Source organism: Staphylococcus sp. OJ82 (assembly GCF_000294465.1).
GTDB classification, from domain to species: domain Bacteria; phylum Bacillota; class Bacilli; order Staphylococcales; family Staphylococcaceae; genus Staphylococcus; species Staphylococcus equorum.
The window spans coordinates 308,429-327,168 of sequence record NZ_ALPU01000010.1 but is presented as its reverse complement, the minus strand read 5'-3'; the positions used below and the strand labels follow the sequence as shown (position 1 = coordinate 327,168).

24 protein-coding genes are annotated in these 18,740 nt (G+C 32.8%); 15 read left to right on the top strand and 9 right to left on the bottom strand.

The annotated features are described in order from the left end of the window. Together thrB and SOJ_RS09040 are read left to right on the top strand one after the other, a co-directional pair. Positions 1-921: a homoserine kinase gene (gene thrB / locus SOJ_RS09045; RefSeq protein WP_002507779.1), complete on the top strand. Its 921-nt coding sequence runs from the start codon at positions 1-3 to the stop codon at positions 919-921. A 44-nt stretch (positions 922-965) separates the two neighbouring features. Continuing rightward, entirely contained in the window at positions 966-1,772 is an 807-nt protein-coding gene (locus tag SOJ_RS09040; RefSeq protein ID WP_002507778.1) for a Cof-type HAD-IIB family hydrolase, read from the top strand. 124 nt (positions 1,773-1,896) lie between these two features. Here the strand turns inward: SOJ_RS09040 and SOJ_RS09035 are convergent, their stop codons facing one another. Together SOJ_RS09035 and SOJ_RS09030 are read right to left on the bottom strand one after the other, a co-directional pair. Continuing rightward, positions 1,897-2,211: a hypothetical protein gene (locus tag SOJ_RS09035; protein ID WP_002507777.1), complete on the bottom strand. Its 315-nt coding sequence runs from the start codon at positions 2,209-2,211 to the stop codon at positions 1,897-1,899. A gap of 183 nt (positions 2,212-2,394) precedes the next feature. Continuing rightward, the gene (locus SOJ_RS09030) at positions 2,395-3,840 is read right to left on the bottom strand and encodes an amino acid permease (protein ID WP_002507776.1); all 1,446 of its coding nucleotides are present in this window, start codon (positions 3,838-3,840) and stop codon (positions 2,395-2,397) included. A gap of 223 nt (positions 3,841-4,063) precedes the next feature. Between SOJ_RS09030 and SOJ_RS09025 the strand changes: the two genes are divergently transcribed. Continuing rightward, positions 4,064-5,551 carry a catalase gene (locus SOJ_RS09025; RefSeq protein WP_002507775.1) on the top strand — a complete coding sequence of 496 codons (1,488 nt, stop codon included), beginning with the start codon at positions 4,064-4,066 and terminating at the stop codon, positions 5,549-5,551. 99 nt (positions 5,552-5,650) lie between these two features. On the opposite strand, the gene SOJ_RS09020 is transcribed toward SOJ_RS09025, so the two are convergent. Then, positions 5,651-5,899, bottom strand: coding sequence for a hypothetical protein (locus tag SOJ_RS09020; protein ID WP_002507774.1), 249 nt, complete (start codon positions 5,897-5,899; stop codon positions 5,651-5,653). Between the two features lie 440 nt (positions 5,900-6,339). After that, positions 6,340-6,489 carry a 50S ribosomal protein L33 gene (gene rpmG / locus SOJ_RS09015; RefSeq protein WP_002507773.1) on the bottom strand — a complete coding sequence of 50 codons (150 nt, stop codon included), beginning with the start codon at positions 6,487-6,489 and terminating at the stop codon, positions 6,340-6,342. 231 nt (positions 6,490-6,720) lie between these two features. On the opposite strand from rpmG, the gene rpsN reads away from it, so the two are divergent. The 3 genes from rpsN to SOJ_RS09000 all read left to right on the top strand — a co-directional run bounded on the left by rpsN (position 6,721) and on the right by SOJ_RS09000 (position 9,192). Next, on the top strand, positions 6,721-6,990 hold the full coding sequence (gene rpsN / locus SOJ_RS09010) for a 30S ribosomal protein S14 (RefSeq protein ID WP_002507772.1): 270 nt from the start codon (positions 6,721-6,723) through the stop codon (positions 6,988-6,990). Between the two features lie 190 nt (positions 6,991-7,180). Then, the gene (gene guaC, locus SOJ_RS09005; protein ID WP_002507771.1) at positions 7,181-8,158 is read left to right on the top strand and encodes a GMP reductase; all 978 of its coding nucleotides are present in this window, start codon (positions 7,181-7,183) and stop codon (positions 8,156-8,158) included. 11 nt (positions 8,159-8,169) lie between these two features. Further along, on the top strand, positions 8,170-9,192 hold the full coding sequence (locus tag SOJ_RS09000; protein WP_002507770.1) for a CAP-associated domain-containing protein: 1,023 nt from the start codon (positions 8,170-8,172) through the stop codon (positions 9,190-9,192). 200 nt (positions 9,193-9,392) lie between these two features. Here the strand turns inward: SOJ_RS09000 and lexA are convergent, their stop codons facing one another. After that, a complete protein-coding gene (gene lexA, locus SOJ_RS08995; RefSeq protein ID WP_002507769.1) occupies positions 9,393-10,016 on the bottom strand; it encodes a transcriptional repressor LexA in 624 nt (207 codons plus the stop codon). 141 nt (positions 10,017-10,157) lie between these two features. Here lexA and sosA point away from each other — a divergent pair, with 141 nt between their 5' ends. The 4 genes from sosA (at position 10,158) to SOJ_RS08975 (ending at position 13,286) form a co-directional block, all read left to right on the top strand. Continuing rightward, positions 10,158-10,391 (top strand): DNA damage-induced cell division inhibitor SosA, encoded by a 234-nt coding sequence (gene sosA, locus SOJ_RS08990; protein WP_002507768.1) that lies wholly within the window; start codon positions 10,158-10,160, stop codon positions 10,389-10,391. A gap of 130 nt (positions 10,392-10,521) precedes the next feature. Beyond that, positions 10,522-10,770 carry a DUF896 domain-containing protein gene (locus SOJ_RS08985; RefSeq protein ID WP_002507767.1) on the top strand — a complete coding sequence of 83 codons (249 nt, stop codon included), beginning with the start codon at positions 10,522-10,524 and terminating at the stop codon, positions 10,768-10,770. Positions 10,771-10,847: 77 nt separating this feature from the next. Continuing rightward, positions 10,848-12,836: a transketolase gene (gene tkt / locus SOJ_RS08980; protein WP_002507766.1), complete on the top strand. Its 1,989-nt coding sequence runs from the start codon at positions 10,848-10,850 to the stop codon at positions 12,834-12,836. A 210-nt stretch (positions 12,837-13,046) separates the two neighbouring features. Next, entirely contained in the window at positions 13,047-13,286 is a 240-nt protein-coding gene (locus SOJ_RS08975; RefSeq protein WP_002507765.1) for a YneF family protein, read from the top strand. An 84-nt stretch (positions 13,287-13,370) separates the two neighbouring features. Here the strand turns inward: SOJ_RS08975 and SOJ_RS08970 are convergent, their stop codons facing one another. The 4 genes from SOJ_RS08970 to SOJ_RS08955 are packed head-to-tail and all read right to left on the bottom strand — an operon-like array spanning position 13,371 to position 15,715. Then, positions 13,371-14,456, bottom strand: a complete 1,086-nt coding sequence (locus SOJ_RS08970; protein WP_002507764.1) for a tyrosine-type recombinase/integrase — start codon at positions 14,454-14,456, stop codon at positions 13,371-13,373. Next, entirely contained in the window at positions 14,443-14,907 is a 465-nt protein-coding gene (locus SOJ_RS08965; protein WP_002507763.1) for an ImmA/IrrE family metallo-endopeptidase, read from the bottom strand. Before SOJ_RS08965 ends, SOJ_RS08970 begins: the two co-directional genes overlap by 14 nt. 58 nt (positions 14,908-14,965) lie before the next feature. After that, positions 14,966-15,322, bottom strand: coding sequence for a helix-turn-helix domain-containing protein (locus tag SOJ_RS08960; protein ID WP_002507762.1), 357 nt, complete (start codon positions 15,320-15,322; stop codon positions 14,966-14,968). Between the two features lie 3 nt (positions 15,323-15,325). Beyond that, positions 15,326-15,715: a helix-turn-helix domain-containing protein gene (locus SOJ_RS08955; RefSeq protein WP_002507761.1), complete on the bottom strand. Its 390-nt coding sequence runs from the start codon at positions 15,713-15,715 to the stop codon at positions 15,326-15,328. Positions 15,716-15,901: 186 nt separating this feature from the next. Here SOJ_RS08955 and SOJ_RS08950 point away from each other — a divergent pair, with 186 nt between their 5' ends. From SOJ_RS08950 to SOJ_RS08935, 5 genes are all read left to right on the top strand, one after another. Continuing rightward, the gene (locus SOJ_RS08950) at positions 15,902-16,120 is read left to right on the top strand and encodes a hypothetical protein (RefSeq protein WP_002507760.1); all 219 of its coding nucleotides are present in this window, start codon (positions 15,902-15,904) and stop codon (positions 16,118-16,120) included. After that, positions 16,117-16,347, top strand: coding sequence for a helix-turn-helix transcriptional regulator (locus SOJ_RS08945; protein ID WP_002507759.1), 231 nt, complete (start codon positions 16,117-16,119; stop codon positions 16,345-16,347). Before SOJ_RS08950 ends, SOJ_RS08945 begins: the two co-directional genes overlap by 4 nt. 224 nt (positions 16,348-16,571) lie before the next feature. Continuing rightward, a complete protein-coding gene (locus SOJ_RS14800; protein ID WP_002507757.1) occupies positions 16,572-16,706 on the top strand; it encodes a hypothetical protein in 135 nt (44 codons plus the stop codon). Between the two features lie 113 nt (positions 16,707-16,819). Next, positions 16,820-17,791, top strand: a complete 972-nt coding sequence (locus SOJ_RS08940) for a YqaJ viral recombinase family nuclease (protein WP_002507756.1) — start codon at positions 16,820-16,822, stop codon at positions 17,789-17,791. Between the two features lie 131 nt (positions 17,792-17,922). Further along, a complete protein-coding gene (locus tag SOJ_RS08935) occupies positions 17,923-18,738 on the top strand; it encodes a recombinase RecT (protein ID WP_002507755.1) in 816 nt (271 codons plus the stop codon). Positions 18,739-18,740: the final 2 nt, after the last annotated feature.

Genomic DNA, 18,740 nt, shown 5'->3' with positions numbered 1-18,740 from the left:
ATGAGCGATAGGTTTTATTTAAAAATTCCGGCATCTACTGCAAATTTAGGTGTCGGTTTTGATTCTATAGGAATGGCTTTAAATAAATTTTTATATTTAGATGTGAAAGTAAGTGAAAGTAATGTTTGGACATTTAACCATATTGGGCCCAATGTTGAAGGATTACCAACTGATAACAGTCACTATATTTATCAAGTTGCTCAAAAGGTTGCGCGTAAATATAACGTTATGTTACCCAACCTAGAGATAGAAATGAGAAGTGAAATTCCATTGGCGAGAGGATTAGGCTCTTCAGCGTCTGCTTTGGTTGGTGCGCTTTATATTGCTAATTATTTTGGTGACATAGAGCTGTCTAAGTATGAATTGCTTCAACTTGCTACAGAATTTGAAGGACATCCTGATAACGTAGCACCGACGATATATGGTGGTTTAGTACTCGGATATTATAATCCAGATACAAAAGTTACAGATGTGTCTTATATTGATACACCTAAGGTAGATATCATTATCACAATTCCGTCGTATGAATTGAAGACAACTGACTCAAGAAATGCATTACCTGATACTTTTTCACACAAAAAGGCGGTTCAAAACAGTGCAATAAGTAATACAATGATTAGTGCACTCATACAGCACAATTATGAACTCGCTGGCAAGATGATGGAGCAAGATGGCTTCCATGAACCATATAGACAGCATTTAATACCTGAATTCCAATCGATTAAAGCGATTGCTAAACAATACCAAGCTTATGCGACAGTAATAAGTGGTGCAGGGCCTACGGTATTAAATTTAATCGCACCTGAACGAAGTGGGGAGCTAGTAAGGGAATTGAAGCATGAATTTGAAAATTGCCGATCTGAACTTGTTACAATCAACGAATCTGGTGTAGAATCTAAAGTATTGTACCAACATCTTTAATTTGGTGTAGTATAGATTGAAGATGTTGAAAGGAGATAGGCAACATGAGTAAATATAAAGTTATAGTAATGGATATGGACGATACTTTGATGAATGCTGAAAATAAAGTCAGCCCTGAAACAGAATCTTATTTAATTGAGATACAAAAACAAGGGTATAAAGTTATTTTAGCTTCAGGTCGTCCAACTGAAGGTATGCTACCCACTGCGAAATTATTAGAGTTAGATCAACATAATAGTTATGTGATTAGTTATAATGGTGGTCAAACAATCAATGTTCGTGATGAAGCGGTTGAAGTGAGCCGTGCAATAACAAAAGAAAATTTTGATTTAATTGTAGATTTTTGTAGAAAACATGAGTTGTTTGTATTAACTTATCAAGATGGTCACATCATTTATGAAGGTGAACACGAATATATGAACATTGAATCAGAACTTACTGGTTTACCAATGAAACATGTAGATGATATGAAGGCGTATATTCAAACAGATGTGCCTAAAATTATGGGTGTTGATTATGTTTCTAAGGTTTCAGCTATTAACACTGAATTAGATGGTAGTTTCAATGATGCTGTTGATGTTACAACGAGCAAACCTTATTTTTTAGAATTCATGACTAAAGACGTCTCTAAAGGAAATGCAATTATTGCTCTATGTAAGAAATTGGACATAGATATAGCGCAAGTTATCGCATTTGGTGATAGTTCTAACGATATATCAATGCTTGAAGTTGTAGGCTATGCAGTAGCCATGGACAATGCAAATGATGCTGTGAAAGCTGTAGCTGATGAAATTACTTTAAGTAATATTGATAATGGTATTCCACACACTTTACAAAAAATAATAAAATAGAAATAGGCTTGGATTTAAGTCCAGTTTATATTCGTGGTATTTAAAAATCACCAATTCATCGGCATATTAAGCCGTTGAATTGGTGATTTGTTTTATGAATAGAGCATTAAGTATGTTTTTGTATTTATTTTGCTGTATGTGTCCATTCATTTTTACCACGATGTCGTTTAACATGTGCGTATACTTGGTCGGCTGCATAATCTAAATTTGTGTAGACCGTAATAGAAAATGCAGATTGATTTTCTTCGAAATCTTCCTCGAGAAATAAATCTTTAAGATGGTTAAAAAGACTTTCCATTTGTGAATGGTCTAAACTACTATACTCCCTTAATGTGCGTTTTATTAAGCGGTTATGTCTATCTTCAAGTGATTGCACAACAATAACGAAGCGTTCCTCAGTTTCTAAAATATCGTCAAATAAATTCGTTTGTCCAATCATAGTTTCCACCTCTAAGTTACGTTTATTATTATAATTTATTATACTATATTTTCCCTTCAACTGAAAATATCAATGCTTTATAGATTTGAAATTGTATTGAATTAAATAAACGCTATTTATTATAAAAGAAAAAGCATTGATCCAAGAAACAAATAATTGCTTCTGTGTATCAATGCTGAAACGTTAACTATAATCGTGGCTCTTTAAATCCAATTCTTCAAGTTTAACAATTTTAGTTTTGTTGAAATACTTATGTGCAAAGTAGATAATAGCTAAAATAATCATAGGGAAAATATTTCGGAATAATGCTCCAAAATCACCAGCTATAACTGCGCCAAATGAATTTCCCACAAATAAGAATAGTAAGGCAAGAATTACAATGATAGGTCCTAATGGATAAAATGGTGCTTTATAAGGAAGTACATCATCAGGATTTTTATTTTGTTTTTTAATTGCTGACCGTAATCTTATTTGTGATAAAATACTGGATCCCCAAATTACAATGACTAAAGAACCAATGATATTAAGTAATGTGAAAATAATATCTGATTTAAATTGAGCGATAATAATTATTGCTAATACAATGATAAAAGTAGTGAAAAGTGCAGCCATCGGTAATTTTGTAGTTTTATTTAATTTACCTAAGAATCTTGGTGCCTGCCTATCTTCAGCCATTGAGAATAGCATACGACTCGTTGTATAGATACCAGAATTCGCTGCAGATAATAATGCAGTTAAAATTACAGCATTAATTACAGATGCTGCAAATGCAATACCTACACGGTCAAATACAATTGTAAATGGACTTTGTGCTACTGATTCACTTTGGTTCAATAACATTGGATCAGTATAAGGAATAATTGCTGATATGACAGCTATTGATAATACATAGAATAATAAAATTCTCCAAAATACTTGTTTAATTGCTTTAGGCATTGATCGATGTGGATTCGATGATTCTCCAGCTGTTACAGCAACAACTTCAGTACCACCAACAGAGAAACCTGCGACCAGTAATACGCCTAAAAAGCCTGAAAATCCACCCACAAACGGTGCTTCTCCGCTTGTGAAATTGCTTAAGCCATATGTTTTACCGCCTAAGATACCAACAATAGTTAATACCCCAATTACGATGAATACAACAATTGTTATTACTTTGATTAGAGATAACCAAAATTCTGTTTCACCAAAAGCTTTAACTGAAAAAATGTTCAGTAAAAAGAGTAAGCATAAAAAGATAATACTCCACGTCATTGGTGAAAAGAATTGAAATACATCCCAATAATAAAGTACGCTTGCAGATATAATAATATCAACACTCGTTACGAGTAACCATATTGCCCAATATAACCAACCCATCGTAAAGCCTAATGAACTATCCACGAAACGGGTAGAGTATGAACTGAATGATCCCGAAACAGGATAAAACGTGGCTAATTCACCGATAGACGACATTAAGAAATATAGCATTACGCCAATAATCAAGTAAGCCAATATTGCGCCGCCTGGACCAGCTTGAGATATAACATTCCCAGTTGCTACAAATAACCCGGTACCGATGGCGCCACCAATTGCTATCATTGAAATATGTCGAGAGTTAAGACCACGATTCATATTATTTTGTGCCATAAAAAATCTCCTATAATCTATTGAATTTTATATATACAATCCATTTTAATGCTTTTAAGTGATACAAGCAATGCCTTTTGTGACTTAAAATTCATAAAATATTTAAATATTTAGAAAACTTTCACATATTTCAATGAGACTTTGTTGCTTTTAAAGTTATATTACATTAAAATAAGTGCTAGATAATAATTATTATTATTTAGAAAATCGAGGGGGAATTTTTATGAGTAATGATAAAAAATTGACAAGTCTTTTTGGTGCGCCAGTCTCGGACAGAGAAAATAGTATGACGGCAGGACCTAGAGGGCCATTATTAATGCAAGATTGGTACTTTTTAGAGCAAATGGCTCATTTTGATAGAGAAGTTATTCCTGAACGACGTATGCATGCGAAAGGTTCTGGCGCATTTGGTACGTTCACAGTTACAAATGATATTACAAAGTATACTTCTGCAAGTATTTTTTCAGAAGTTGGAAAACAAACAGAAATGTTTGCACGTTTTTCTACAGTAGCTGGGGAACGTGGGGCAGCAGACGCTGAACGTGATATCCGTGGATTTGCTTTGAAATTTTATACGGATGAAGGTAACTGGGATTTAGTAGGTAATAACACACCAGTATTCTTCTTTAGAGATCCTAAATTATTTGCGAGTCTTAATCACGCAGTAAAACGTGATCCAAGAACGAATATGCGTAGTTCACAAAACAATTGGGATTTTTGGACTTCGTTACCTGAAGCATTGCATCAAGTAACAATCTTGATGTCAGATCGAGGGATTCCAAAAGGTTTTAGAAATATGCACGGCTTTGGTTCTCATACTTATTCAATGTACAATGACAAGGGTGAACGTGTATGGGTGAAATTCCATCACAGAACTCAACAAGGCATTGAAAACTTACAACCTGAGGAAGCAGCAAATGTTATTGCTAACGATAGAGAATCATCACAACGTGATTTATTCGAAGCAATTGAAAATAAAGATTATCCAAAATGGAAATTATATATTCAAGTGATGACTGAAGAGCAAGCAAGAAATCATAAAGATAATCCGTTTGATTTAACTAAAGTCTGGTATAAAGGTGATTATCCACTAATTGAAGTTGGTGAATGGGAACTTAACCGTAACCCTGATAACTACTTCCAAGATGTTGAACAAGCTGCATTTGCGCCAACAAACATTGTTCCAGGATTAGATTTTTCACCGGATAAAATGTTACAAGGTCGTTTATTCTCATATGGTGATACACAAAGATATCGTTTAGGTGCTAACCATTGGCAAATTCCAGTAAACCAACCTAAAGGTGTAGGTGTTGAAAATATTTGTCCATTCAGTAGAGATGGTCAAATGAGAATTTTAGATAATAATCAAGGCGGTGGCACACACTATTATCCAAATAGTGATGGTTCTTTTGAGGATCAACCACAATTTAAAAAACCTGGATTACCAATTGAAGGCGAAGCATATGAATATGATTATAGACAAGATGATGATAATTACTTCGAACAACCAGGTCGCTTATTTAGATTACAATCTAAAGAGCAACAAGAGCGTATATTTGTAAATACTGCAAACGAAATGCAAGGTACTACATTAGAAGTTCAACATCGTCATATCCGTCATTGTTACAAAGCTGACAGTGAATATGGTAAAGGTGTGGCAAATGCATTAGGCATTGATATCAATGATGTAGACTTAGAAGTAGCAGACTAAGTTAATATGATGGGTATTAACTTTTAAGATTTTTAAAACTTTCAAGCAGAATTTATAATTAAAGGTAGCTTCCAATATAATGGAAGCTACCTTTTTATGTTATCTCGTTTTAATACCTAAAAAGTTTTGAGAATAAAAATGAAGTTTACCACAATTATTGCACATTAGTGCAATTAATGGAGTTGCATCATTTCCTAATGAAGCTGTTAATAAGGGTGCGAAATAATGACCATTTAAAATTTCGATTTTAGGATGTTCACAATTACAAATACTTTTGTTTTTCGTTTTTGTCGTTATTGAATTAATGATATGACTTTTCTGCTCGTCTGACATGTGGCGATTTTCCATAAAATTCTCCTCCAATAATAGATGCTTATACTATTATAAGATGTTTCACGGTTGATTAGAAGACTGTGCAAAAATTTAAAAGTGACAATTAAGTTGTAAAATGTTAATTAACACTTATTAATGAAAAATAAGATTTGAAAGTTATAAAATGCGTAGCAAAAGGGTTTATTTACTTGTGATAATCTAATGAAATTTAAAGTTTTAAATTAAAATGAAGGCCTCTTTATTATGAAAAGCCTTAAATAATAGAATAGACAAAAAGATACTCTCAATAAAAATACTTAAAAAAATAAACCAAATGCTTTTATAGCAATTGGTTTATCTAAGTTCTTAGATGTCTCCATTATGGAAACACCTTTATCTCTGGAACCTAACAAATAATTTAAGTTCAGTATTACTTTTAAATATGTCGTATTCAAAAGATAAGGTCTAACATCATATTATTTTGTTTCACGATGTAACGTATATTTATTTAATCTTGGGCAGAACTTTTTAAGTTCTATACGCTCAGGATTATTACGTTTATTTTTAGTAGTAATATAGTTACGCTCGCCAGACTCAGTACAAGCCAATGTAATATTTACGCGCAAAGTTAACACCTCTTTCTTAACAGGAATGATTACGCTTTAAAATTCTACCATATAAATTATGCAATTTCAATTACTTTTCTATAAATATAAATATCTAATAATGAAGAAACAAATGATGTCATTCAAAAAAATGCAATAAAAATTTGAATATGGAACTTTCTGTTTGATTAATGAAAAGGATGTGTTATGATTTAAAACGAAATCATTACGATTTAAAAGGAGAGATACATTATGGCAAAAAAATCAAAAATAGCAAAAGAACAAAAAAGAGAACGCTTAGTCGCTCAGTATTATGAATTACGTCAAGAATTAAAAGCTAAAGGAGATTATGAAGCTTTAAGAAAATTACCGAGAGATGCATCACCGACAAGATTGACACGTCGTTGTAAGGTTACTGGAAGACCCAGAGGTGTTTATAGAAAATTTGAAATGTCTAGAATTGCTTTTCGTGAATATGCGCATAAAGGACAAATTCCAGGGGTTAAAAAATCAAGTTGGTAAATACGACCCAAGTTCGTTTACATTTGTAGTAAAACAATGTATATTATCAATTGGTTAAGATAAATCAAAAAGTTATTGTTCGGAATTTGCTGTAAATATATGTATTTTCCTTGTACAATATTTGAAATCATCATGAAAATCTTACGATTGTATTATTGTTTTATTAAAAATGTTAGGGGTTTGTTAAATTATGAAAATTTTTGATTATGAAGATATCCAATTGATACCAAATAAATGTATTGTTGATAGTCGCTCTGAATGTGATACAACTGTCAAATTTGGTTCAAGAAACTTTAAGTTGCCTGTAGTACCAGCAAATATGCAAACAGTTATGAATGAAGAATTAGCAGAATGGTTTGCGGAAAATAATTATTTTTATATTATGCATAGATTTGATGAAGAAGCTCGTATTCCTTTTACTAAAAAGATGCAAGATAAAGGTTGGTTCGCTTCTATTTCTGTAGGAGTAAAAGAACGTGAATTCGGTTTTGTTGAAAAATTGGCAGCAGAAAATATAATCCCTGACTATATTACAATTGATATTGCACATGGTCATTCAGATTCAGTCATTAATATGATTAAACATATAAAAGCACATATTCCAGAGACATTTGTAATTGCTGGTAATGTGGGTACACCTGAAGGCGTTCGTGAACTTGAAAATGCAGGCGCGGATGCAACGAAAGTAGGTATAGGGCCTGGTCGAGTTTGTATTACTAAAATTAAAACTGGTTTTGGTACTGGCGGCTGGCAGTTATCGGCACTCAACCATTGTAGTAAAGCAGCACGCAAACCAATCATTGCTGATGGTGGTATCAGAACGCATGGAGATATCGCTAAATCAATTCGCTTTGGGGCATCAATGGTAATGGTGGGCTCATTATTTGCAGCTCATGAAGAATCTCCTGGCGAAACTGTTGAATTAGATGGTAAAATGTATAAAGAATATTTTGGTAGTGCTTCTGAATTCCAAAAAGGCGAACACAAAAATGTTGAAGGTAAAAAAATGTTTGTTGAACACAAAGGTTCTTTACTTAATACTCTAATAGAAATGCAACAAGATTTACAAAGTTCAATTTCGTATTCAGGTGGCAAAGATTTGAAATCATTAAGAAAAGTGGATTATGTAATCGTTAGAAACTCTATTTTTAATGGTGATAGAGATTAGTTTTATAGTGGGTGTATAAAATCAGAAAAATTTTATTATATATAGTTGTTTTTTTAATAATAGTATTAGTCGTTCCAATCCAAGAAACTACACCTCTGACATCATTACAACAACAATTTAAATCAAAAGTGGACGGTTGGACATCAGAACAATCTACATCTGATGATGCGCTAAAAGTTCCAAGTGAACAAGAATTTGCTGTAAATAATATTCAAATGAATATGACTAAGGATGAAGTTGACAAAAAGTTAGGAGACGCACAACGTGTGACTTCTAATGAGTATGGCACAAATTGGCATACTTACTATTCTGGTGATTATAGATCATTTGTGATGGTGAGTTACATTGATGATAAAGTAAACGCACTTTATAGTAATCAGAATGTAATTTCATCAAAATCAAAAATTAAATATGGAACACCGAAAGAAGTCGTTAGAGATAGATTAGGTGAACCTATTACTGAAAAAGAAAAAGGTCATGTAAAATTTGATGTGCAAGATGATGAATTTGACAATTTTCATGATGATCAAATTTATACAACAGCTTTTTATGACAAACATGAAAACAATAACTTAACTGCACTTCTACAAGTTAGCGAAAAAATGGAAAACCGCTTACAACAACAATATGCTGCACCATCAGAAGGATTGGCACAAAGTTTCGAATTACAAAACTTTGATTTAGTAAACGCTGAGAGAGTCCAACGTGATTTAGCATCGTTAAATTATTCGGCTAGTATATCTGATACTGCGAGAAAACATAGTATAGATATGGCAGAGCATGACTATTTTAATCATGATAATTTATCAGGCGAATCACCGTTCGACAGATTAGAAGCAGACGGTCATGATTTTAATGCAGCAGGTGAAAATCTAGCTTATGGTCAAACAAGTAGCATTTATGCACACCAAGGTTTAATGAATTCATTAGGACATAGAAAGAACATACTAAAAAAAGAATTCAAAACATTAGGTGTAGGTGTGGACTTTAATGAGGAAAGACAACCTTATTGGACTGAAAATTACAGTGGATAGTGTTTATTGATTGTTATAAGAGGGTATCTTACTATTTGTGAGGATGAATAAGTTATGACAACAAATAAAAAAGATAAAACAGAAGATATACTTGAAAAAGTAAAAGAAGTCTTAGATAAAAAAGACAAAAAATAAGAGGTTGAGCTCATAGCTCAACCTCTTATTTTTGTGAGAGTGTTTTTAAAGGGTTAAATTTATAATTACATTTCTCTAAATAGTCCTACAACTTTACCTAATACAGTTACATGTTCTAAATAGATAGGGTCCATTGTACTATTCTCAGGTTGCAAGCGATAACGTGTCTTTTCTTTATAGAATCGTTTAACAGTAGCTTCATTATCTTCAGTCATAGCAACGATAATATCACCATTTTCAGCGATTGTCTGGCTTCTAACGATTACTTTATCGCCATCTAAGATACCTGCTTCAACCATACTGTCACCAACTACATTGAGAATGAAAATATCACTATTATGAGTTGAAGTGAAGTGTTCGGGTAATGGGAAATACTCCTCAACGTTCTCTACAGCAGTAATAGGTATGCCAGCTGTTACTTTACCGATTACAGGAACGTGGATAGTTTCTTCCATATTTAAAGTATCACCTAATTGTTCTGATACAATTTCAATTGCCCGAGGTTTAGTAGGATCCCTTTTTATATAACCCTTTTCTTCTAACCTTGATAAATGACCGTGAACTGTAGAACTTGATGCTAATCCAACGGCTTCACCAATCTCTCTTACACTTGGCGGATATCCTTTTGAATGAACTGTTTGTTTTATATATTCGAAAATTTCACTTTGTCGCTTTGTTAACTCTCTCATAGTAGGCACTCCCTAGATTAATTTGTTTTTATTATAGCATGCATATATATATATTACAAACGTTTGTTCGTTTCTTGTTGACTCGGAACACGTGTTCTGTTAAGGTATAAATACAAACAAACGTTCTAGGAGTGACTATTAATGATAAAAATATATAAACACCAAATAAAAGCATATATAACAGTGTTATTTGTTACGATGTTATTAAGCGCATTATTTATTATAAGTGCGCATAACAACGCAGAATCAGAACAGACGTACGAAATGACCGATCATCAATTAACGAGTGAACCGGTACAAAGCGAACAATATAACGTGAAAACTGAAGGTAATAGCGAACACGAACACCAACCGGTTATAGCAGCAGTTAAATAACGATCTAAATAGAAGTGATTTGGGAAAGCAAGCATGTTAATAGTAAATAGGGATAAAGTGAGCGAAACGATTTAGTTTCGCTCGCTTTTTTGTTATATTTTTTCTAGATTATAAATTACGGAGGTTTACTATGGCTAACAAGGGTGGCGTAGATTTAGAACGTATTAATGAATTAGCAAAGAAGAAAAAGGAACAAGGACTAACTCAAACTGAAGCTAAAGAACAATCTAAGTTGCGCAAAGCTTATTTAGATGAATTTAGAGGCAAGTTCAAACAACAAATTGAAAGTACGAGAGTTATTGATTCAGAAGGAAATGATGTTACACCTAAGAAAGTGAAAAAAATATTAGATTCTAAAGATAAAGAAGATAAAAACTAAATCAATTTTTTGTTAAATAGAAGAAAAGTAATGTATAATGATATTGAATCTTGCTAGAAGAAAGGAAGTCATATTAGATGAATATAGAAAAAGATCAATTAGCGATAGATACGATTAGAGCGTTAAGTATCGACGCTATTGAAAAAGCAAACTCAGGTCACCCTGGATTACCAATGGGCGCTGCTCCTATGGCCTATACTTTATGGACGCGTCATTTAAACTTTAACCCCCAATCAAAAGATTTCTTTGATAGAGATCGCTTTGTATTATCTGCGGGGCATGGTTCTGCGTTATTATACAGTTTATTACATGTTTCAGGTAGTTTAGAATTAGAAGAACTTAAACAATTTAGACAATGGGATTCTAAAACGCCTGGTCATCCTGAATTTAGACATACGGATGGCATTGAAGTAACAACAGGTCCACTTGGACAAGGTTTCGCTATGTCAGTTGGTATGGCAATGGCAGAAAAACACTTAGCTGGCAAGTTTAATAAAGATGATGCACAAGTTGTAGATCATTATACTTATGTACTTGCTTCTGATGGTGACTTAATGGAAGGTATTTCACATGAAGCTGCTTCATTAGCAGGTCATAGTCAATTAGATAAGCTTATTGTTTTATATGATTCTAATGATATTTCTTTAGATGGTGATTTAGATAAAGCATTTTCTGAAGATGTAAAAGGTCGTTTTGAAGCATACGGTTGGAAACATATTTTAGTTGAAGACGGTAATGATATCGAAGCAATTGATAAAGCAATTGAAGAAGCGAAATCTAATGATGTACCTACAATAATCGAAGTTAAAACAATTATTGGTTATGGTGCACCAAACAAACAAGCTTCTCATGGCGTGCACGGTGCACCATTAGGTGAAGACGAAAGAAAATTAGCTTTCGAAAATTATGGTCTAGACCCTGAAAAACGTTTCAATGTGCCTGAAGAAGTATATGAAATTTTCCAACAAAGTATGCTAAAACGTGCTAACGAAAAAGAAGAAGCATGGAATAAACTTGTTGAAGAGTATAGCAGTAAGTACTCAGAGTTAGCTGAGGAATTCAAACTAGCTATTAGCGGTAAATTACCAGTAAATTATAAAGATGAATTACCACACTTTGAAGCTGGTCATAGCGGTGCTTCTCGTGCTGATTCAGGTGAAGTGATACAAGCATTAAGTAAAACAGTACCTTCATTCTTTGGTGGGTCAGCTGACTTAGCTGGTTCTAACAAATCAAATGTGAAAGATGCAGCTGATTTTGACAAAGATACACCAGAAGGCAAAAACATTTGGTTTGGTGTGCGTGAATTCGCAATGGGAGCTGCAGTAAATGGTATGGCCGCACATGGAGGATTACATCCATACGGTGCAACATTCTTCGTATTCAGTGACTATTTAAAACCAGCTCTTCGTTTATCATCAATCATGGGCTTAAATTCAACATTCATCTTTACGCATGATTCAATTGCTGTTGGTGAAGATGGTCCAACACATGAACCAATCGAACAATTAGCTGGTTTACGTGCGATTCCTAATATGAATGTGATTCGTCCTGCAGATGGTAACGAAACACGTGTAGCTTGGGAAGTAGCACTAGAATCAGAAAGTACACCGACATCATTAGTATTAACACGTCAAAACCTTACAACAATGGACTTACCAAAAGAGACAGTTGAAGAGGGCGTACGTAAAGGTGCTTATGTAGTATTTGAATCTGATAAAGAAGCAGAATTCTTATTATTAGCAACTGGATCAGAAGTTAATCTTGCTGTAGATGCAGCAAAAGATTTAGAAGCACAAGGTAAAGGCGTTCGTGTTGTATCAATGCCTAACTGGAATGCATTCGATCAACAATCTGCTGAGTATAAAGAATCAGTACTACCATCATCAATTACAAAACGTGTAGCTATTGAAATGGCTTCACCACTTGGTTGGCATAAATATGTCGGCACGCAAGGCAAAGTCATCGCAATTGATGGATTTGGTGCAAGTGCGCCTGGTGATTTAGTAATTGAAAAATATGGTTTCACTAAAGAAAACGTATTGAATCAAATACAAACATTCTAATTAATATAATTAATTATTTAAATTGTTGGTATGAGAGCGAAAGTTCTCATACCAATTTTTATTATTAGATATAAAGCATAGCTTATATTTACAAATTGATTTTGTAATTGATATAATACATAAGGTTGAAAAAATATATTAATTGAGTTGCTCTTGAAAAGGAGCACCAATTTTAGTAAAATTCATTAGGATAGGAAAGTGGGTGAAAAAATGGCAACTTGGTTAGCAATTTTATTAATCGTGTTAGCACTAATTCTAGGACTAGTCGGTGGATTTTTCCTTGCAAGAAAATATATGATGGATTATCTTAAAAAGAACCCACCAATTAACGAAGAGATGCTACGTATGATGATGATGCAAATGGGTCAAAAACCATCTCAAAAGAAAATAAATCAAATGATGACAATGATGAACAAGAACCAACAGGACCAATTGAAAAAGTCCAAATAATGCATAATGACGGGGTTTACAGCACTTTTAAAAGTGTTAGTAAACCCCGTCATTTTTGATATTGGCAACAAATTGGCAACAAAACTACAAACTGTCATTATATGCGTTAGTCAATATTGATTGTAATTCCTTTTCAGTGTTCGGATATAAGTGTCCGTATGTGTTCGCAGTAGTCGTAATATCTGAATGTCCTAGATGTTTAGATACTGTGTATAGTTGTACATTGTTATTAATTAATAGTGTTGCGTGTGAATGTCGTAAGTTGTGTACTCTAATTGGTTTCACACTTGCTTTATCAATACCAATCTTAAATTGTTTGTTAACATTTGAAAGTGCCATTGGTTTTGCTATCGTTCTAACTGTAAAAATAAAATCGTCCTCATTAACGTATTTAAACTTATCAATCTGAAATTGTTCCAATTCCCTTAATTGTTCGATTACGTGGCTAGGAATCGTTATAGTACGTTCTGACGGTGTAGTTTTAACGGTAGTGATTGTTGTATCATTCCACGAGTTATTTATTTCTATTTCTTCATTTTCAAAATCAACATCGCAATATCGTAAGGCTAATATTTCGCCTTTACGAGCGCCGGACCAAAACAAGACCATGAAAAGCGTTTTATATACTACGTTGTCTACTACATTTATAAAGTGATTAAATTCATCAATAGTCCAATATTCTTGTTTGCGACGTTCTTCATGTTTTGGAAGTGATACAACCTTTACAACGTTACGTGATAAGTTGTAGAAGTTAACAGCAAAGTTAAATATAGCAGACAAATTGCGTCGCACATTGCCTAACATTGAATTACTATAATTATCGAAAATGGTTTGGTAAAAGTCATCAATATGTTTTGGTTTGATATTTTTAATGGGTGTTGTTTTAAAGTGTGGTATTAGAATGTGATTTATCAAATTATTCTGATTATAAATTGTGGTTTCTTTTTTACGTCCTTTTGAGTAACGCATAAACCTTTCGGCTATTTCACGAAATGTATATTGTTCTTCAATTTCGGTATCATATGTTTCTAAAAAACGTTGTTGGGCAAGCAGGGCATCTTTCTTTTTAGTAAAACCTCTTTTTTTCTTGTGTATTTTTTCACCATGTACATTTTCGACACGTACAGAATAAAACCATTTCTTGGTATTAGGGTCTTTATGTACAGTCATTTGCAAATCTCATTCCATCACTGCAATAATAATTACAAAGATTAATTAAACGTTGTCTAGCTATATCGTGTCGAACACCAAAATAGCGCATCAATTCATTTTCAGTAAACAGCTCATTACTTTCTATTTCAATTTGTGGCATTCTAAACAAAAGACTAAATTTATTTGCCTCATTTTCTTGTTTTCTATTAAACATATCGTTCATGTTTCGTTGGTCTGTTTCGTGCAACATATAATGACCTAATTCATGCGTAAAATCTTCCCACATTTTACGGCTACTATTGGTCTTAATATATATTACCTTGTAACCTTTTACGTTCATATTACAGCTCATAAAATCATTGTATACAACGACTATATCAAAATAATCGGATATGCTTTCAATAGTTAATTCTACATCATTCGTAATTAGTTCATTCGTTAAATCATTTACAGTATCATCAATTAGCATAAATAATCCCCTTAAATTAAGTTGTCATTTTTAATTTTTTAGTTAAAAGAAATAATAATCAATTGTCTTTATTTTCCCTTTCAATACTTCTTGATATTAAATAATCGGCTTGGTCCTCTAAAGATTGTATAATCCTTGTTTTTTCTTCACTTGATAAATCATCAAAAGCCTTTTTATCTTTAAACATAATGGCTTGATAATTTCTTTTGTCTACTTCAACATCTCCCAATATATCGTTAGTTGTACAATCAAGCGCATGTGCTAAATTTAAAAGTTGCTTATTGTTAGGGGAACTATACCCACGTTCTAAATTTGAAATAACTTGTTTAGTTTGTCCCGTTTTATCAGCTAAATCTTGTTGCGTCATACCTTTTTGTTTCCTTAAAAACTTTATGTTTTTACTATAATCTTCCATTTTCTAATCTCCTTTGTTTTTTTGATATTTAGCAATCATAAAATCGGCTTGTTCATGCAATGCAGTTAAAATTTTTTCTCTGTCCTCTGGTGCTAAACTATCAAAAGCCTCTTTATCTCTAAACATTAAATGTTCATCATCATTGTTTGTTCTTGGTTTATCTAAGTAACCGGCTTTAACCATTAAATATTCATAATCTAATCCGTACCCGTCTGCAAACTGCCTTAAAATTTTAGGAATCGGAACAGGTCTTTTGCCTCTTTCTAATTGGGATATGAAAGAATGAGAAATCCCAGTTTTAATAGACGCTTTTTGCAAAGAATACCCTTTATCTTTACGAGTTTTCAATAATAATTCGCTCAATTCTTCAACTGTTTTTTCATTGTTACTCATTAATAGACCTCCACACATTTTATAATTCACTTCATACGTTATTATATATGAAAAAGTAACGTATTTCGATACAAAATTTAAGGAAGTATAAAAAAACTGTTTACAAAGTATAAAAAATATTATACATTATATACACAAAGTTATTGAAGTTAACAAAAATTTATACTTTGTATACAGGAGGTCCCAATGAAAATAAAAGCTAGACGTAAAGCTATAAATATAGCGTTGGCTAACAAAGAAACAAATTTAAAAAAAGTATCAAATGAAATTGGTATGTCGCCTACAAATTTATATAACATTGCAGGAGAAAAGCCAACATTAAAAGGTGCTTTGAAGTTGTCGAAGTATTTAGGAGGTCAGTTAGAAGATTACTTTGAGGTATATATAGGGGAGGAACAGCAATGACAAAGAAAAGATTGAAGGTATCAAATGCGAGAGATAGAGAAGGTTATTCACAACAGCAAACGGCAGACAAATTAAACATTTCGATACAATCATACAATGCAAAAGAAAACGGCAAACGTGATTTTTCATCAATAGAAATGAAAATTTTAGCAACGCTTTTCAACAAGACTTTAGATGATTTGTTTTGGGAGGAAGGCGAACATGAAAATATTAAAAGAGTTGTTTAATGTAACATTAGTTTTTACAGGAATTGCATTAACTTTACTTTTTAGTCACTTTACATCGTATTTTGTAAATGACGGTACATGGCTTACATTCCTTTACTTCTTTATCTTTATGGGTATAGCGATTGGAATTAAATAAATAGGAAAGTATTACGTTCAAAATTTTTTATAAAATAGTAACGTAATATGTTGTCTAGTAACGTATTTAAAAGTAGGAGGGATAATAAATGAACGATTTAATCAGACAAATTTATGATTTAGCAGAATTTGACGCAATGCACGACGAGGACGAAAAAGAAAATGTTTTCGGATATTTAGAAGAAAGTGCACATGACGAAATGAGAGAAGAAAGAAATGTATAACCATAAAAAAACGTCCGGTTGTCAGCCGAACGCCAAAATATAAAAAATGTATTCAAAAAAGAGTATATGCTTATTGAAAAGCATAAGTACATGATAACAAGGAGGATAAGCATTTGTCATTACCTATGAATAAATTGAAGTCAATTAACACTAAAAACATGAGCGATGAAGAATGGAAGCAATTACGAACGCATTCAATTGGTGGTTCTGATTGTGGCACTATACTAGGCATGAACAATTACGAAAGCCCATTTACTTTATGGCAAAAGAAATTGTGGGCAGACGATTACGAAGAAGATATAAGCGATAAAATTCAAATTAAATTTGGTAACTACAATGAACAATTTGTAGCGAAACTATTTGAAGAAAAAACAGGGAAGAAATTACGCAAGCATAATAAAATGATGTATCACAAAGATTATGACTTTATTAGTGCAAACGTTGATAGAGTAGTAATTGGCGAAAATGCTTTGTTAGAATGTAAAACAACAAGTGAGTTTCTAAAGGATAAATGGAAAGATGGAAACGTGCCGGCAAGCTACATGGCACAATGTTATCACTACATGGCAGTAACAGGCGTAGACGTTGTATATATAGCCGTATTGTTTGGTAATAGTGAGTTTCATTATGAAACAATTGAACGTGATGAAGAAATCATAAACGATATTATAAATGCCGAAGTTGAGTTTTGGAATGAATACATCGTTAAAGGCCAACGACCACCGGCAGACGATAGCGAAGTTACTTCAAAAGCATTAAATAACTTTTGGAAAGAAACAAAAAATGATGTCGTAAACTTTGACGAAGAAAAAACAGCATTGTTCAAAGGAATTTTAGCAATCAAAGAACAACAAAAGGAATTAGACAAACAATTAAAAGGGCATCAAAACCAACTCAAAGAGTTATTAGGCGAAAACGAGTTTGGCGAAGTATCAGACTACAAAGCAAGTTGGAAGAAACAAAACCGAGAATCATTTGATGCAAAACGATTCAAAGAAGAAAATCCGGAATTATACGAGCAATACAAGAAATCAAGTACAACACGTACTTTGAACGTTAAAAAACTGAAAGTTAGTAACGGATAAAGATACAAAGTAACGCTATATTGAATGAGTAAGGCGCACATTAAACAAAATTAAGTTTTATGAATAAATCTACTTAAAATAAATAATAGCCCGTATACACGTTGTACGGGCAAATATGGAGGAATATAAACATGGCTACACAAAATCAATTTAAAAACCAATTAACACAAAAGAAAGACGGCAACAACCAACCGCAACAAAAGGCAGTAGGACCAAAACAACAAATTAGTAATTTGTTAGACCAAATGGCACCCCAAATACAAAAAGCATTACCAAAACACATGAACGCAAACAGAATGGCACGTATAGCAATGACAGCAGTATCAAGTACACCGAAATTATTAGAGTGTGACCCTAAATCACTAATCGGGGCGTTGATGCAAGCATCACAAATAGGATTAGAACCAAATACAAATTTAGGACAAGCATATTTAATTCCATACGGTAAAGAAGTACAATTGCAAGTTTCATATTTAGGCATGATTGAACTAGCAAACCGCAGTAAGCAATATAAGGCAATTTACGCCCATGAAGTGTACCAAGAAGATTACTTTGAATATCAGTATGGATTACAAAAAGATTTAGTACACAAGCCGGCAGACAATCCACAAAGCGAACCAATTGGATATTATGCAGTTTATCACTTGTTAAATGGTGGCTATGATTTCGCATATTGGAGTAGAGCAAAAGTAGACCAACACGCAAACCAATTTTCTAAAGCAGTACAAAAAGGTTGGCAAAGTCCATGGAAAACAAATTTTAACGCAATGGCTAAAAAGACAGTATTAAAAGATTTATTGAAATTTGCGCCTAAATCAATCGAAATGAATGACGCAGTATCAAGTGATAGTAAAGCACAACAATTAGATGACGACGGAAATATCATTGACGTTACAAACTACTCACAAGTTAATGACGAACCGGAACAACTACAGGAGGGCAAATAATT